The sequence below is a fragment of the Mesorhizobium caraganae genome, assembly GCF_016836705.1.
Classification (GTDB): Bacteria; Pseudomonadota; Alphaproteobacteria; order Rhizobiales; family Rhizobiaceae; genus Mesorhizobium; species Mesorhizobium caraganae.
The window spans coordinates 144,268-161,077 of sequence record NZ_JAFCGY010000003.1 but is presented as its reverse complement, the minus strand read 5'-3'; the positions used below and the strand labels follow the sequence as shown (position 1 = coordinate 161,077).

Genomic DNA, 16,810 nt, shown 5'->3' with positions numbered 1-16,810 from the left:
TGCAGAACTGTCGAAATCGGGAAAGGCGACATGAGCCGCAATGCCGGTTTCCGCCGCTGCAATTGGTGGGCGCAAGCAGCGTGAGCGTCTGTGATCGAGATCACATACGGCGGGGCTAAAATAATGCGAGCGTCATACATCGCGCGAGCGACTGCGGGCGAAGAGACATGCCAGCGTCACGCCTCAGTCATATTAGACGCGCGTTGATTTGTTTCCTTGCGTGCCAGCCAGAATTGCGCCAGTCTAAAATGGGGCAATACAGTTCTTTACTTTGGCAGAACCTTTGGGGGAGGGGCGACCATGCCGGTCAGCAGAGAGCAGCGTATCCGTCAATATCTCGATCTCGTCACCGGCGGCGAGGGGACTGAATCTGTCCTGGCCAACATGGAGACGATGGCCGATGGCGCCCTGGAATCCCTTGCGCCCACGGACGGCGGCAGGACGGAAGCGGCATTTGAATCTGCGCGCGCGGGTGCGGAGAATCTGGCGCGAGGGGCCGAAGTCGCGCCCGACCAGCTTTCCGATCTGGAAGCCATAATCATCCCGGAGTTGCGGCCCGTCTACGACATCAAGGACGGCACCTTTACGACGCTGACTTTCGACGGGGCTCCGACACCAGGTCACTCGCTGTGGACGAAGCTAACCAGCGAGGCCGCACTGAAGCAGCGCATCGAAGCCGCCCTGCCGGCGATCGGGCGCATCGAACTGTTGTGGAACACCAACATCCCCTATGGCGGCACCGGCTTTGTCGTCGGGCGCAACCTCTTGATGACCAACCGGCATGTCGTGCAGATCTTTGCCGAGGGGCTCGGCGACCGCAATCTGCAGTTCATCAACGGCCGCGCCGCCGGCATCGACTTCAAGCGCGATTCGGCAGCAGGAAATGTCTTCAAGATCCACAATGTCCGGATGATCCATCCCTATTGGGACATGGCGATCCTCGAAGTCGAGGGCCTGCCCGACAACATCAAGCCGCTGTCGCTCGCCGTCGCCGACGCGCGCGACATGCTGCGTCAGGAAGTTGTCGCCATCGGCTATCCGGCGTTCGACAACCGCAACGCGGTCGATGTCCAGAACGACCTCATGCGCAACCGCTTCCAGGTCAAGCGCCTGCAGCCGGGCATGCTGCAGGGCGGCTTCGGCACCGAGAGTTTCGGCAAGATCGTCAACGCGGCCACACATGATTGTTCGACGACTGGGGGCAACTCCGGTACCGCCATGATCAACCTCGCCACCGGCGAGGTCGTGGCGCTGCATTTCGCCGGCCGCTATCTCGAGCGCAACTACGCCGCGCCCACCGGCGCGCTGGCCAAAGACCAGCGTGTCGTCGACCTCGGCCTCAACTTCGCCAGCGCCGCCAGCGGCGGCCCCAACGATTGGGGCGCCTGGTGGAACAAGGCCGACAGCGCGTCGCCGGCCGAGGGCGTAAACCTGATCGAGGTCGGCGGCGTAAAGCGGATCCCGGGTGTCGTCACCCAGGCGCCGCCACCCACCGGCGGAGGCGTCGTCGTTTCGCCCGGCGGCAGTGTCACCTTCGAAGTGCCGTTGCGCATCACCGTCTCGCTCGGCGCAACTCCTGCCCATGAAGCGGTTACGGAATCGGTAGAGCTCGAAGCGGCCAAACCGACGCCCCCCGGCGGCGCGTTCGTTCCCAAATCGGTCGCCGACTATGACGGCTATGAGGGCTACGACGAAAAATTCCTCTCCGGCGGCACCAAGCTCGCGCCGGTCGTGGTGCCGATGCCGGAGGCCACCGACCCTTCCGTTCTGGCGCCGCTCAAGGCCGGCGGCACGCGGCTCGACTACCAGAACTTCTCGCTCAAGATGCACGCCAAGCGGCGGCTGGCCCTGTTCACCGCCTCCAACGTCACCGAGGAGAGCAATCTGCGCGAACCGGAAAAGGGCCGCAACTATTCGCGCGGCGGCTTGTTCAGCGAGCGCTGGTTCCCGGATCTGCGGCTCGACGACAAGTACCAGATCCCCGACGTCTTCTACACCCAGGATCAGGGCGCTTTCGACAAGGGTCATATCGTCAGGCGCGATGACGTGGCCTGGGGCAGCACCTTCGAGCTTCTGCTGAGGGGCAATGTCTGCTCCTTCCACGTCACCAACTGCTCGCCCCAGGTCGAAGGCTACAATCGCTCCGACAGCGGCGAGAAGAATTGGGGCGATCTCGAGAACCATGTCTTGTCCGAGGCGGCCAGCGAACGACTTTGCGTCTTCGCCGGACCGGTCCTGGCCGAAGACGACCGGACCTTTGCCGGCAAGGGGCCCAGAGGCACCAGCCTTCGCGCACCGGTGCCGCGCCGCTTCTGGAAGGTGGTCGTCGCCCGCGTCAGTGACGGGCTTGCCAGCTATGGCTTCGTGCTCGAACAGGACCTCACCGACACGGAGCTGGAGTTCACTGTCGCCGAAGAATTCATCGGCGCCATGTACCCGCTGACCGAAATCTCCGAAATGACCGGCGTCAGCTTCGACCAATCGCTGATCGACGCCGATCAGTACGACACGGTGCGCGGCACCGAGATCGCCATGCGGGCCGGGTCGCGCAAACGAAAGAAGAAGGACTAGGGCGTCCGATGACCGAGTGGACGCAGACCGAGCTGACCAGCCTCAACCGGATCCTCGCCAATCTCTATCCGATGATCGGCGACGGCATGCGTGTCGCCAAAGGTGTCGGGCTGGCGACGGCCCAGATCGCCTTTGACAACAAGGCGATCAACAACTGGTTTGCGATTGTCCAGCGCGCAAAACAGGAGACCAAGGCCGACGCCCTCGTCGCCTTTGCGCTGGATGAGAACCCCGGCGACGAGGCATTGCTGCAGGCAAAGCAGCATGCCCCGCCACCACCGGTCGAAGGGCCCGCTACCACCAAGTGGAGCGGCGCGCCGGGCCAGCTCGAAAAGATCCTCGGTGACAAAAGCACGCTGGTGCCGATCAGCTATCTTGAACTCGGCGTTATCAGGGCGAAATCGGTGGTGCGCATCAAGCGTGCCGATGGCAGTTCCGGGACCGGCTTCATGACCGCGGGCGGGATCCTGATCACCAACAACCATGTGCTGCCGGACGATGCATCCATGGTGGGCGCCGTGGTCCAGTTCAACTATCAGCGCACGGTCGCCGGGCTCGACGCGCCATTCGAGGAATTCAGCATCGACCCCGCCGTGCCGCTTCGCACCTCCAAGGACAATGACTGGTCGGCCGTCCGCATCAAGGGCGACGCCTCCAAATGGGGCGAGCTGGACATGAAGCCCATGACCGTGAAGGTCGGCGACCGTGTCAACATCATCCAGCACCCCGGCGGCGCGCAAAAACAGATTTCATTCGTGGCCAACGTCGTGGCCTTCGTCGGCGGTGGCCGCGTCCAGTATCTGACCGACACGCTGCCGGGCTCGTCGGGCTCGCCAGTTTTCGACACCGACTGGAATCTGATTGCGCTGCATCACAGCGGCGGCTGGCTCACCGAGCCCAACGCGGCTACCAAGAGCACATACTACCGCAATGAGGGCATCGCGATCGACACCATCATCCAGGACCTCGCGGCCAAGCCTGTATAGTGGTGATGTACGCAGACCGATGGTGTAACGAGATGCGCGACGATTTAAGACAATGCCATGTGAATTCTTTCGGATGTGACGGACCATAAGGCCACACCGAGCGCCAGGGGAGTTCAGAGATCAGCGCCTATTTCGACCTCAGGCTTCAACTGGCTGATCTCTACCCGTTGCCTCCCGATTGGTTGAGGGTGACCAAGGACGCCGGTATTCTCGCCGGTGCGGTCAACCTGCAGGGGCCGGCTCTCACAGTCTGGTTCAGCATCCTTGACTATGCGCAGGCCAACAAACTGTCCCAGCCGCTGATGGCCACCGTCGCTGCGCAAAATCCGCAATGCGCGGCCCTGTGCACCGCCTACCTCCAGGAACTGACAACAGGTGCGAAGCCGACGCCTGAACTGCCGGGCCTGACCACCGACGATCGGGTCAACACCGCGGTTGCCGGCTTCAACGCCGTCAACCAGCAGCCCAAGGACATCCAGGCGGTGCTCGCCGCCGGCGATGGGCTCACTGCTGTCACCAGCCAGATCGATGTTCTTGCGACTTACAAGAACCTGCATGACGGCTTGCAGAGCTTTCAATATGGCATCGGCAGCTTCCAGAGCCTCATGATCGCCGGGCGGGACATGGGCGCGGATCTCAATCAAGTCCGCGTCCTGCGCAAATTCCTCAACCAGTTGAGACTCTTCTGCGCATCCGCCGGCGACAAGATCACAGTATTGCCCCCCGGCCCGGCGCTTCGCGACATCGAGCAGGCATGGCTCGACGATCTCGGGTCCGCCGCGACGAAACTGCAGGGCGCAATCCCCGACACGTCGGCTGACGCCTACGACGCCTTGCTGGATGTGCGCACCGTGCTGCGCGTCGTACCCTCGCGGCTGAATCAGCAGATCTTCGTCACCGCCAAGAATCTGCCTTTCGGCATCCTGGCCGCGGGGCTCGAAACCATAGCCGGCAAACTTCCGGCCGATGAGCCTTCCGTGCCGGCAATAAAAGCCGCGCAGGACGCAATCAAGGTATTGTCCTCGACCATCTATGCGCGGGTGGTCGAGCACAAGCTCTGGCAGGACATCGACAACAAGCTGGCCAGCCTCACCGACATGATCGAGCCGATAGAAGGGGGTGCTGCGGCGGACAAGTCGTTGCCGTTCCAGTTCTCGCCGCTGTGGCGGAACCTGGAAGTGAAGGTCAAGGTTCTTGCCGATCTCGACCCGAACGGACAATGGCGGGCAATGCTCGCCGGCTACTCTACCGACGTCAACGACCAGCTGTCGCGCGAGACCGTCGACACCGCCTTCATCCTTGCCTTCGAAGCCTATCGGGACGAGGCCCAGCAACGCTTCGTCCAGGTCGATCTGGCGCTGAAAACGGAATGCGCCTCGATCGTCCGCGTCAGCACGCCTTTGCACAAGATCATTGAGGACCTGGGGTCATGAGCAATGAAACAGTGGCAAGCACCGAAACCTCGGCCGAGTTTGTCTCGCTGAGCGACATCCGGATCGCGCATCTCGAGCTGATGCGCATCGCCAGCGCCAACGAAGCGGGCGATCCCTCAATGAAGCGCAGCGACAAGGCCGGCGCCGAGACGACGGAAGCCAGCATCGACAATACGGTTCCCGACGCCCGGACCATCCGCGACTTCCTGGCCAGAGCGCGGCGCGCGGGCAGCACCATGGCGCGCGAATCCGACCGCCGCGCGGCGCAGCGCATCCTCGACTATTGGTCGGCAGAACTGGTCACGCGCCCCGGCATCACCTCAGCCGATGTCAGCCCGGCGCGTCTCGCCGCCTTCGCAAGCGGCCTCGAAACGGCCGAACCGGTCGCCGTCGCAGTCGACTCCGAACCAGCATCGCGTGAAATCGATGATCCCGGAGCGGTCGCCATTGCCGTTCCTGAATCGGTGGCCGTCGCGACCAAGGACAGTGCCGTATCCGGCGACGGCTTCGCATCGGACGACGAACTGAGTTCGGACGAGCTGACCGAGCGCTTTCGCATCCGCGTGGCCGCCCAGGCGCGGCAGTGGAAGAACACCGGCTATCCGGGCTATCTCCTGCGTGGCGAAGCGCTGAAGGAGGCGTCGGAGCTTCCGCAGGGGCCTGACATTGCCGAGTTCGTCGAGGCGAGCGCCAAGGCGGAGACGGACAGCCAGAAGCAGCGTGACCGCAGCAAGAACATATTGATCGCGCTGTTTGCCACCGCGGCCTTGATCCTCGCGGCAACGACCTATTTTGCTTACCTCCAGAGGAATGACGCCTTTGCTGCGCAAGAGCAGGCCTTGCAGAAGGCGAACGAGATCAGGAGGCTCAACGATGATCTTAGCGCTGCCCTTAAAGAGGCAACAAGCGCGCGCGACCAAGCCGTGCAAGCGCGCGACGCTGCCCTGGACAAAGCGAAAGACGCCGACAAAAGGCTCGCCGAGCTGCAAGCCACGCAGGTTATCTTGCGGTCCGCGATCGTGCTTGTGGTCGAACAACTCAAACTGGGCAATGTGTCCCTGGACAAGTTGTCGCAAGATTTGCAACAAGGGGTGCTGGTCGAACTGGCCGGTCAGGTGAAAAGCGGCGAGATCACTCTCGAGCAGTTGTCGCCGCCGCTACGGACAGCGCTTGAACCGCTGCTCGGCACAGATATCGACAAGCAGCCCAACGTTCTTTCGGGATACAAGGTCGATTTCATCGGGGCCACGATCGGCTTGCCCAGGATAACCGGCGAGCTGAGAAGCGACGCCGTGGCGCCGCCGCTGGACTACATCAACTACTCGCTGGTTATGGGCCGAAGTCACCGCATGGCCATCTATTCGGCGGTCAACCTGGATCGGCCGCAAAGGTTGCCCCTGCAAGTCACCGCCAGCAGACTGAAACCCGACGGCCGATTGCCGGTAGATTTTCAACCTCGTCCCAGCTGGTACTTTCGCGCGGACCGGCCTTGGCTAGCGGCGCGATTCGCAAGTGCCAGCGACATCGCCTGGGGTCCCGAGTTCGCCGGTGATTCGGCAACCGCGGCGCTCAAGCTAGCGCAGTATGCCTCTTTCCTGCCAAACACGATGCCGCAGCCGCGTGCTTTCTACGGCGGCCAGTGGCTGCCGCTCGAAAGCTGGGTGCGCTCGCAGCATAACCCACTGGCCAATCGTGTGACCATTTTCAGCGGTCCCGTTTTCCGACCCGCCGACCAGCCGGTCGACGGTGTGCCGGTCCCTTATGCCTATTGGAAACTCGCCGTCTCTTCCGTGCCGGCTGCCGTGAAGGGAGAAATCTCAGAGCCGGAATTCGTCGTCGACGCGTTCTTCATTCCGGCCGACGCTACGGGCGCGTTCGATCCCGAGCGATACCGGCTCCCGGTTGCCGAGCTTGAAAAACGCACCAGCCTCAATTTCGGCACGCTCATCGAATGGACGGATTCGGTGAAGAATCCCGGCCCGAATGGAACCGCGGCAGACGCGTTGGCGGGGCGCGTCAAACTGCTCGACAGCGCCGACGGCGCCAGCGATGCGCTGCGCGGTGGACTGATTGCCGTCCTCGGCAATCCGGACCTGCCGGTGCCCGAACGGCGCAAGATCGTGGCGGCTCTTGTCAAGATGGCCGGTCTCCAAAGCATGACCGGACTGACGCCTGCCGGGCGCCGCAACGTGCTTGAAGCGTTGCTCGGGGTTCCGGCCGACTTGTGGAGCCGCCCGGACTGGCTGCCTGTGTTCGCCGCCGCGCGCCGCGCCGTCGCAGATCTCGATACATCCGCAGCCGACGGGCAGGCAATCATCGGCGACCAGGACCGCGCCGCGCTCAACACATTGAAGGACCGGCTGCACATCCAGCAGCGCCCGCAGACGGCTTACGTCCAGTTCGCCGGCATGACGCGCGAAGACGCCCAGGCGCTCTCCGCCAAGATGCGCGCCTTGGGCTGGGGCATCCCGACGCCCGGAGAGGAGCGAGTGGCCGCTGCCGCCGGCAAGAACGAGGTTCGCTACAAACCCGACAACGACGCCGACCGCAGCGCCGCCGAACTTCTGGCCGCCGACCTTACAGCCGCCGGCCAGCCGGTAACCGCAAGGGCGGTCCCGGTTATCGGTGCCAACACTTTGGAGATATGGATCAGCATATAGGCGTGGCCAAAGCCCGGACTGCCGGGAAAAGGCCGTTCGTCCAAAAGCCGATGCACCGCTTCAAAACAGCGGCGATACTACGGGCTGTTTTCACTCTGGGGCTTTTCCATGCGCGCGCGTCACGCCGTCATGTTTGCACTTTCCGCGCTTTCCATTCCTGCCGTCTCCATCCCGCTTGAGAAGGCGCGCGCGCTTGAGCCTGAAAAATACACGGTCTACTGCGCCGACGACCGCATCGAGGTCTCGTTCTGGGATCTCGAACAGATGAAAGTGCGCCGCGGCTCCAATGTCTGCCAGTTCCAGAGCTATACGAGCTACTCAAGCGCCCTGAATTTCGCCCAGAAGAATTTTGGCGGCGAGGGGGCGAGCTGTAGTTGCTGAGGCAGTCCCGACTCAAGCCTCGTGGCGCAGTGATAACCGCTTGCGCGGATTTTCTCCGATGCTGGAGCGATGAGCCGAGTCACTCGACGCGAGCACACGTCAGATCAAGTAAATGACGACCTGATATTAAATTTCGAATATCGCTCGTCTTGTACGTCATAGTTAATGGACATGGACTTATTTAAGTGCTCAAACAGCTTTGTCATCAGCCATTGTACGGGCGCTGGTGCTTGAGAGAGCATAACATTCTCCCGCCCCAGCGGGAGCTATGCAGTGACAAACAGCCAGCCTAACACGTTTTCAGGGATCCCGATCGCGCGCAGGGACGGCACGATCTCAGTCCTTGCTACGCTGCCTCAAATGGCCGACGCTTTGGCGAACGACTGGCCATCCGATGGCCCACTGTTTCTGGCCGCGCTTGCTGCCTTGGTGGGGGAACGGACGGGGTGCTGCAGCACAAGGGACGTTCACCGAGCCTTCATAGCAGCGGCACTTGAAGCCGAATGTCTTCCCGACAGCTACATGAAGAATTGAGCGCGAAATGCCTCTCACCCTCCGGACGACACTTTGCGAAACGAGAGATGCGCTGCACGTGCTGCGAAGGGCCCTGTTTGTCTGCGGCCATACTGCGGCGATGGAAGAGATCGATTCCCTCATCGGCGTCGCCCAGGATAAGGCGGTCCAGGCAATCGGAGCCATTGATCGGGCAGCGGTTCGAAGACCTATCCTCGTGGTGGTGGCAAATCCGGCGGACCCGGCAGCTATTGTTCTGTCGATCGCTCAGCCCGCAAAGCTTGGCGAGCTTCGCGATCAAGGCATGGGCCTCAGCGTGTATTGCGGCAATCCCCGATGCGGTCATCTACGCTCGCTCGATCTCGATGGTCTAATCGAGACCTACGGCACGCACTACGATTTCATCGCCGAAAAGCGGTTGGCATCGAAGCTTGTCTGCAGACGCTGCCAGAATGTTGGAGGGAGGCTGGTCGTGGTCTCCGACAAAAGGCCCCGGTATTGAGTATCCGTCCCGAGTGGCCGAAGCCGACAAACCTCGCCGAAGAGCAAATATGATGGGAATTCCACGAAAAAAATGGTGGGCGATGCAGGGATTGAACCTGCGACCCCACCCGTGTGAAGGGTGTGCTCTCCCGCTGAGCTAATCGCCCGCTCGTTGCCCGAAGGCCAAGCGAGCCGCGATATAAGGGAGGCAGGCCGTTGAAGTCAAGGCGATGCGCTGGCCTTCTGTGCCGGAAATAGGCGAGGGCAGGGCAGCGGCGCAATCGCCCGTTTCTCTCAGCCGCTTGCCGCTGCAATCAGCCGTTCCGCCAGGTCGAGCGTCAGCGCGTCGAAATGCGAAATGACAGCCGACGGCTCGAACTCTCTGACATCCCGGTCGGTATAGCCGAAATCGACGGCGACCACCGGAATGCCCGCCGCCTTGGCGGTGTCGATGTCGGTCTGCGAATCGCCGACCATCAGCGAACGATGCGGATCGCCGCCAGCGAGCTTGATGGTTTCGGTGAGATGCCGAGGGTCGGGCTTGCGGAAGGCGAACGTGTCCTGGCCGGCGATCGCGGCAAAATGTTTTGACAGGCCGAGCGCCTCGATCAGCGCTTTCGAATTGCCCTCATATTTGTTGGTGCAGATGGCGAGCAGATAGCCGGCCTTCTCGAAGCGGGCGATCGCTTCGACCACGCCGGGGTAGGGGCGCGACTTGCCGGGGATGTTGAGCGTGTAGTGATCAAGGAACAGCTTCAGCAGCCGGTCATGCTCCTCGACGCCAAGCGATTTCTGCTGCGCGGTATGCGCGCGCTCGATCATCACCCGCCCGCCATGGCCGACGAAGCGCCGGAAGCCGGCCTCGTCGACAGCGGCGAGCTCGCTGGCGGCGAGGCTGTGGTTGAGGCTGTCGAGCAGGTCCGGCGCCGTATCGATCAGCGTCCCGTCGAGGTCGAACACGATGATCGGTCTGGTCATGATCTGTCCTGTGGCTGGTGCATTGCAGGCAGGCGATAGCGTCTGTGCCTCATTCAGGCAAGCAGTCGGACAGCCAAAGTCTTTGACCCAGCGGGCAAAAGTGCTACGAGCGCGCAATCAGAAAAATCACAATCAAGCCAAAACCTCCGGGGCAAGCATGGATGCGAGGCAGTTGAAGGTCGAGGCCGCGCGGGCAGCACTTGCCCATGTCAGCGACGGCATGCGGCTCGGCATCGGCACCGGCACCACGGCGGAAGAGTTCGTGCGGCTGCTGGCCGAGAAGGTCGCCACCGGGCTGACCGTCATCGGCGTGCCGACCTCGGAGCGCACCGCTGCCCTTTGCCGCGAGCTCGGCGTGCCGCTGTCGACACTGGAGGAAACGCCCGAGCTCGATCTCACCGTCGATGGCGCCGACGAGGTCGATCCGGCGCTGACGCTGATCAAGGGCGGCGGTGGCGCGCTGCTGCGCGAGAAGATCGTCGCGGCGGCCTCCGGGCGCATGATCGTCATTGCCGACAAGTCGAAGATGGTCGAGACGCTCGGTCGATTTCCGCTGCCCATCGAAGTCAATCAGTTCGGCCTGCGCGCCACCGAAATCGCGGTCGCGGCAGCGGCCCAAAGTCTCGGCCTTTCCGGGCCTATTACATTGAGGATGACGGGGGGCCAGCCTTTTGTTACAGACGGCGGCCATTTTATCCTCGATGCATCTTTTGGCCGCATTCCGGATACAAGAGCGCTTTCGAATGCTCTCCATGCCATCCCCGGCGTGGTCGAGCATGGTCTTTTCATCGGGCTGGCGTCAGCGGCCATCATCGCCGGCGGCGACGGCATCCAAACCGTCCATGCCGCCCGAAAACCAGGGAGTTCTACCGATCATGATGTTGCATAAACGGGTTCGCCAATTCTCCGCCATCCTGGCGGCTTCGGCTGTCCTGGCGTTCACCGCGCCGGCGTTTTCGCAGGATGTCACCGAATCGCATCTGAAAGCGGCGCGCGCCGCGGTCGCTGCCATCCACGCGACCGACCCGTTCGACAACATCCTGCCGCAGGCGGCTGCCGCGCTAGAGCAGCAGCTTATCCAGAAGAACCCCGACATGCAGGAGCTGATCGGTAAGACCATCAGCGAGAAGGCGCTGGCGCTGGCCTCACGCCGTGCCGACCTGGAGAAGGAGGCAGCACTGGCCTATGCCAAGGTGTTCTCCGAAAAGGACCTCACCGACATCGCTGCCTTCTACAATTCCGAAGCCGGCAAGAAGCTGCTCGACAGCGGCCCGACGGTGACGCGCGATTTGGTCAAGGCGGCCGACATCTGGCAGAATGGCCTGGCGCGCGATCTCGCCCAGCAGGTCGGCGAGACGCTGGCAGCGGCCGCGAAGGCCAAGGCTCCCGCGGCACCCGCCGACGGCGCTGCCCCGGCTGATGGCGCGGCACCTGCTGACGGCGCCGCACCCGCTGACGGCGACCAGCCGGAAGCACCGAAGAACTAACCGGCATCCTCGCCGCTGGACCAAGAAAGCCCGGTGCAAACCGGGCTTTTCTTTTGGCCTCATGCAGCCTACCTGTCTCAAACATTTCTGAGGCAAGGAGCGGCGGCATGGCCGGGTACGACTACGATCTCTTCGTCATCGGTGGCGGCTCCGGCGGGGTGAGGGCGGCGCGTGTGGCGGCCGCACTCGGCAAGCGCGTCGGCATCGCCGAGGAATACCGCTATGGCGGCACCTGCGTCATCAGAGGCTGCGTGCCGAAAAAACTCTACGTCTACGCCTCGCAATTTCCCGAGCATTTCACTGATGCCGCCGGCTATGGCTGGACGGTGCCCGAAGCGAGCTTCGACTGGCCGACGCTGGTCGCCAACAAGGATCGCGAGATCGCCCGGCTGGAGGCTATCTACGAGAAGAACGTGAAAGGCGCCGGCGGCGAGACGTTCCACTCGCGCGCCATGCTGGTCGACCCGCATGTCGTGCACCTCTTGGGCGACGACCGCACCGTCACCGCCGACCAGATCCTGATCGCCACCGGCGGCCGGCCGGCGCCGCATCCAGCACTTCCCGGCCATGAGCATTGCATCTTTTCCAACGAGGTCTTCGACCTCAAGCGGCTGCCGAAGGCGATCATGATCGAGGGCGGTGGTTACATCGCCGTCGAATTCGCCAACATCTTCCATGGTTTGGGCGTCGACACCACGCTGGTCTACCGCGGCAAGGAGATCCTGTCGCGCTTCGACATGGATCTGCGGCGCATGCTGCACGAGACCATGGAAAAGAAGGGGATAAAGATCCTCTGCCACGCCGTGTCGGAATGGGTGCGCAAGCGGCCGGATGGGAGGCTGGACGCGCTGGTCACCGGCGGCAAGGTGTTGACGGTCGACCAGGTCATGCTCGCCATCGGCCGCATCCCCAACACCGAGAATATGGGCCTCGAAGGCGTCGGCATCGAGCTCGGCAAGACCGGCGCCATCGTTGTCGACCAGTATTCCCGCACCAACATCGACAACATCTGGGCGATCGGCGACGTCACCAACCGTGTGCAGTTGACGCCGGTGGCGATCCACGAGGCGATGTGCTTCATCGAGACCGCCTTCAAGGGAAACCCGACGGCGCCCGACCACGACACGATCCCGACCGCCGTGTTTTCACAGCCGGAGATCGGCACTGTCGGCCTGTCCGAGGACGATGCTGTCAAGCGCTACCCCGACATCGAGATCTACCGCGCCACGTTCCGGCCGATGCGGCATACGCTGTCGGGCCGCGACGAAAAGATGCTGACGAAGCTGGTGGTCGACGGCGCCACGCGAAAAGTTCTCGGCGCCCACATTCTGGGACCGGACGCCGGCGAGATGGCGCAGCTTCTAGGCATTCCGCTGAAGGCCGGCGTCACCAAGGACGATTTCGACCGCACCATGGCCGTCCACCCGACGGCGGCGGAAGAACTGGTCACCATGTACAAGCCGACCTACCGCGTGAAGGACGGCGTACGCGTCGATTGACGCCCGTTATTATTCCTCGAGAGCGATCTATGCCCGTAACCGCCGCGCCGCTCGACGACAATTTTGATCGGCGCGTCGATGAGGTCGTCGACCGGGCGGTCGAGGAGGAGCGCGTCGTCGGCGGATGATGGGCGCTTTCCCCGACGCACTGCGCGACGCCATCTACGGCTGGCAGGCCTGAAGCCTGAGCAAGGCAAACCCGCCGCCGGACATTGCCGGCGGCAGGATGTTTAGCGGCTGCTACAGCAGCGTGCCGCGCAGGATCACCAGCGCCACCGAGAAATAGATTACCAGGCCGGTGACATCGACCAGTGTCGCGACGAACGGCGCCGACGCGCTCGCCGGATCGAAGCCGATCCGTTTCAACGCGAACGGCAGCATCGAGCCCGACAGCGAACCGAAGGTGACGATGCCGACGAGCGCTGCTCCCACCGTCGTGGCGATCAGCGGCCAATGCGGCCCATAGTCATAGAAGCCCATATATTGCCATAGTGCGATGCGGCAGATGCCGACCACGCCAAGCATGCCGCCGAGCACGAGGCCGGTGGGCAGTTCGCGCAATGCCACCCGCCACCAGTCGCGAAGGCCGATCTCGCGCAATGCCAGCGCGCGGATGACGAGCGAGGTCGCCTGCGAGCCGGAATTGCCACCCGAGCTCATGATCAGCGGGATGAACAGAGTGAGCACGATCGCCTTCTCCAGCTCGCCCTCATAGCTTTGCATGGCATTGGCGGTCAGCATCTCTGAGATGAACAGCGCGCATAGCCAGCCGCCGCGTTTCTTGATCATGGCGAGAAAACTCATCTTCATGTAGGGCTCGTCGAGCGCCTCCATGCCGCCGAAACGGTGCACATCCTCGGTCGTCTCCTCGATCATGGTGTCGATGATGTCGTCGATGGTGACGATGCCCAGCATCTTGCCGTGGTCGACCACCGGCACCGCGAGCAGATCGTATTTGGAGATCGTCTGCGCCAGGGTCTCGCGATCGGTCAGCGGCGTCACCGTCACCGGCATGCGGTCCGGCGCCACCGACAGGATTGGATCGTCTGGCTCGCCGGTGATCAGCCGGCGCAGCCCGGTCGAGCGCACCAGCACATGCGTGTCGGGATCGACGATGTAGATGGCGTAGACGGTCTCGCGCGTCCGCTCGACCTTGCGGATGTAGTCCAGCGTGCGGCCGACGGTCCAATCCGAAGGCACGCTGACGAACTCGGTCGTCATGATCGAGGCGGCGCTGCCTTCGGGGTAGCCGAGAATGGAAAGCAGCGTCGCCCGCAGCGGCGGCGCCAGCCCGCCGAGCAGCTCGGAACGCGCCGGCTCGTCCAGCTCGCGCAGGATATCGGCGGCGCGGTCGACCGACATGGCGGTGAGGAGCTTGCACGCCTTGGCGCGCGGCAGAGCCTCGGCCAGTTCGGACGCGCCGTCGAGGTCCGGTTGGTCGAAGATCTCGACCAGCCGCTCGAACGGCACTTCGCAAAGCAGTTCGATCGCGGTCTCGCGAAGTTCCCGGTTCAGGGCCTCGACGACATCGGCGACGTGATCATTGGCAAGGATACGGGCGATCGCGACGGCATCGTCGCCCGCTACGACGGGGGAAAATTCGTTCATGGCTCACTCCTTGCCGTCCGGCAGGACGTGAGCCATCAGGTCACGTCTAGGCGGACGGCGGTTGCGTTCGACTGTGACTGTCGCCAGGCATGGCGCGGTGACCTTTCTGCTTGCGGGTTCGATTTGGAATGCTGCAAGCCGGGCGCAACATAGGAGCGCATTTTGGCGAGTCAATCGCAGGAACGGCGGAAAACTGCCGGGAACAGGCCAATCGCGAGACTGTGATCGACCGCCGTCGTTGCCGCACTGTTGCGGCCCGGCAAGAGTTTGGTGTGGTTGCTATTTCTGCTTCAGCCGGCGCGAGAAGCGCAGCCATTTGTCTTCGACCGGTCGCGGCTGCGTAAGGATGGTGGTGAGTTCGCGCGGCAGGTTCGGAGCAAGCAGCTTCTTGGTGGCGACACCGTCGGCGATCGCAACCACGCTGTGGTAGAATTCCTCGCCCGTGGCTGATCGTGGCGCAATCGCCTCGTGCATGATGCTGATCACCGTGACATCGGGACAGTTGTCCTTGATCGCCTGGTGGAAAGCGATCTTGCCATCCGGATCGAGTGCGCCGGTCGCTTCGTCGAGGAACAGAAGCCCAGGCTGCTGCAGCACGATGCGAGCCACCACCAGCTTCTGCTTCTGGCCGCCGGAAAGCATCTGATCCCAGATCTTTCCCTCGCGGCTTTCGTCGGCCATGTGTTCGATGAAGTCGCCAAGGCCGGCCTTGTGCAGGGCAGACGCCACCTGCGCATCGCCATAGTCCTGCTCGGAGCCGGGCAGACACACCAGCTGCTTCAGTGACACCTGCTGCAGCTTGACCTCCTGGGCGGCATAGAAACTCTTCACGCCGTCGGGGAAGACGATGGTGCCACGGCCATAGGGCCACAGGCCGTTGATCGCCTTGATCAGCGAAGTCTTGCCGCAGCCGGACTCGCCCTTGAGGAACGTCCACTCGCCACGCCGGAAGCGCAGATTGGCAGCGCTCAGGAACGGCGTGGCATCTTCGCCCTGATGCGCCAGTTCGAGCTTCTGGATAGTCAGGCCGAAGACCGGGTTCTGGCTGGCATAGTGGAAGTCGGAGCGGCCGGTCTGGCTGTAGAACTCCTGCGGCTGCTGGACGTTCTCGATGGCGTTCGCCAATTCGGTGACGCGCTGGCTGTTGGCGCGCAAGGTCGCGATGTCGGGCATCACGCGGATGAGCCAGGAACACTGGCCGATCAGCTGATTGATCATCTCGGCGCCGGTCACGTAGCCTTTGAGGTCAAGTTTGTTGTGAATAAAGGAAACCAGACCGGGCGCATAAGCGACGATGCGAAAGCCCATGAAATTGTGGACCGCCTCGAATGCGTCGTAAGAGACGTTGACGATATTCAACCGTGCCCAGGTCCGATCGATGTCGCCATAGAGTCGGTTGTTCACCGTCTTCTGCACGTCTTCTGCGCTTGACGCGGCGACGTGGAAACTGCGGCGAAGAAAGGTCGTCAATTCGCCGCGATAGCTGCCCTCGGCCTGCTGCAGCCGCACATTCAGCCGCTCCAGCACTCTTCCAAGCCTTACCGCGATCCAGGTGTTGAACGGCACGTAGGTGGCGATGGCGAGCAGCGCGAGGACAGCGCTGCCATAGCTCCCGAGGAACTCCAGCCCCGCCACCTCCACGGAGGTCTCGATGAGGTTCTCGCCGATAAAATAGAGTGACGTGGCAACGCCAAGCACGCCCATGGCGAGGCCGATTGCGCCGCCTGTCATGCCTTTGATCGATTCCTGGATACGTTGGTCGATATTGTCCGGCGCGGGGGCCCCGCTGCCGGCCGAACCATGCTGGGCGTGGAAATGGCTATGATTGCCATCGAGCAGCGCTTGATTGAACTGGCTGTTCAACCAACCGCGCCATTTGCGGTGCAAAGTCTTCGACACCAGGCTTCTCGCACCAACGAGGCCGGCATCCTTGAGCACAAACAGGACTACGACGAGCCCCGCATCAGTCAGCAGCGTCCTGAGTGGCGCGGTGTTGGCGGCGTCATGATAGTAATTGATCGAGTAGGTCAATTCCCCGATCATCAGGGCCAACCAGACCCCGGCTTTGCTGAGGAGTGTTGTGAGGGCTGCGATGACGATGGTGAGGGTCCAGGCTTCCTTCCACCGGTCCGAGAACCAGTAGGCCCGCATCAGTCCCCAGAAGGTCCGCATCGACGATACTGGCGTTAGGGGCGACGGGCCAGCGGCGGC

Annotated in this window: 12 protein-coding genes and 1 tRNA gene; 9 read left to right on the top strand and 4 right to left on the bottom strand. The window is 62.8% G+C overall.

The window, feature by feature from the left end:
• Positions 1-300 precede the first annotated feature (300 nt).
• From JQK88_RS10720 to JQK88_RS10690, 6 genes are all read left to right on the top strand, one after another.
• Positions 301-2,571: a DNA/RNA non-specific endonuclease gene (locus JQK88_RS10720; protein WP_203278276.1), complete on the top strand. Its 2,271-nt coding sequence runs from the start codon at positions 301-303 to the stop codon at positions 2,569-2,571.
• A gap of 8 nt (positions 2,572-2,579) precedes the next feature.
• The gene (locus JQK88_RS10715; protein ID WP_192254063.1) at positions 2,580-3,557 is read left to right on the top strand and encodes a trypsin-like peptidase domain-containing protein; all 978 of its coding nucleotides are present in this window, start codon (positions 2,580-2,582) and stop codon (positions 3,555-3,557) included.
• A 188-nt stretch (positions 3,558-3,745) separates the two neighbouring features.
• Positions 3,746-4,990, top strand: coding sequence for a hypothetical protein (locus JQK88_RS10710; RefSeq protein ID WP_203278275.1), 1,245 nt, complete (start codon positions 3,746-3,748; stop codon positions 4,988-4,990).
• An 80-nt stretch (positions 4,991-5,070) separates the two neighbouring features.
• Positions 5,071-7,650 carry a DNA/RNA non-specific endonuclease gene (locus tag JQK88_RS10705; RefSeq protein WP_203278274.1) on the top strand — a complete coding sequence of 860 codons (2,580 nt, stop codon included), beginning with the start codon at positions 5,071-5,073 and terminating at the stop codon, positions 7,648-7,650.
• 108 nt (positions 7,651-7,758) lie between these two features.
• Positions 7,759-8,031, top strand: coding sequence for a hypothetical protein (locus tag JQK88_RS10700; protein ID WP_203278273.1), 273 nt, complete (start codon positions 7,759-7,761; stop codon positions 8,029-8,031).
• A 634-nt stretch (positions 8,032-8,665) separates the two neighbouring features.
• On the top strand, positions 8,666-9,046 hold the full coding sequence (locus JQK88_RS10690) for a hypothetical protein (RefSeq protein ID WP_203278271.1): 381 nt from the start codon (positions 8,666-8,668) through the stop codon (positions 9,044-9,046).
• Positions 9,047-9,119: 73 nt separating this feature from the next.
• Here JQK88_RS10690 and JQK88_RS10685 read toward each other — a convergent pair.
• Both JQK88_RS10685 and JQK88_RS10680 read right to left on the bottom strand, forming a co-directional pair.
• A tRNA-Val gene (locus JQK88_RS10685) sits at positions 9,120-9,194 on the bottom strand.
• A gap of 127 nt (positions 9,195-9,321) precedes the next feature.
• Positions 9,322-10,005, bottom strand: coding sequence for a phosphoglycolate phosphatase (locus JQK88_RS10680; protein WP_203278270.1), 684 nt, complete (start codon positions 10,003-10,005; stop codon positions 9,322-9,324).
• Positions 10,006-10,162: 157 nt separating this feature from the next.
• Here JQK88_RS10680 and rpiA point away from each other — a divergent pair, with 157 nt between their 5' ends.
• From rpiA to gor, 3 genes are all read left to right on the top strand, one after another.
• On the top strand, positions 10,163-10,894 hold the full coding sequence (gene rpiA / locus JQK88_RS10675) for a ribose-5-phosphate isomerase RpiA (RefSeq protein WP_203278269.1): 732 nt from the start codon (positions 10,163-10,165) through the stop codon (positions 10,892-10,894).
• Positions 10,881-11,492, top strand: coding sequence for a DUF2059 domain-containing protein (locus JQK88_RS10670; protein ID WP_203278268.1), 612 nt, complete (start codon positions 10,881-10,883; stop codon positions 11,490-11,492). The genes rpiA and JQK88_RS10670 overlap by 14 nt, the downstream gene beginning before the upstream one ends.
• A gap of 107 nt (positions 11,493-11,599) precedes the next feature.
• Positions 11,600-12,991 carry a glutathione-disulfide reductase gene (gene gor, locus JQK88_RS10665; RefSeq protein ID WP_192254077.1) on the top strand — a complete coding sequence of 464 codons (1,392 nt, stop codon included), beginning with the start codon at positions 11,600-11,602 and terminating at the stop codon, positions 12,989-12,991.
• Positions 12,992-13,231: 240 nt separating this feature from the next.
• Here the strand turns inward: gor and mgtE are convergent, their stop codons facing one another.
• Positions 13,232-14,599 (bottom strand): magnesium transporter, encoded by a 1,368-nt coding sequence (gene mgtE, locus JQK88_RS10660; RefSeq protein WP_203278267.1) that lies wholly within the window; start codon positions 14,597-14,599, stop codon positions 13,232-13,234.
• Positions 14,600-14,878: 279 nt separating this feature from the next.
• The gene (locus JQK88_RS10655) at positions 14,879-16,771 is read right to left on the bottom strand and encodes an ABC transporter ATP-binding protein/permease (RefSeq protein WP_203278266.1); all 1,893 of its coding nucleotides are present in this window, start codon (positions 16,769-16,771) and stop codon (positions 14,879-14,881) included.
• Positions 16,772-16,810 lie beyond the last annotated feature (39 nt).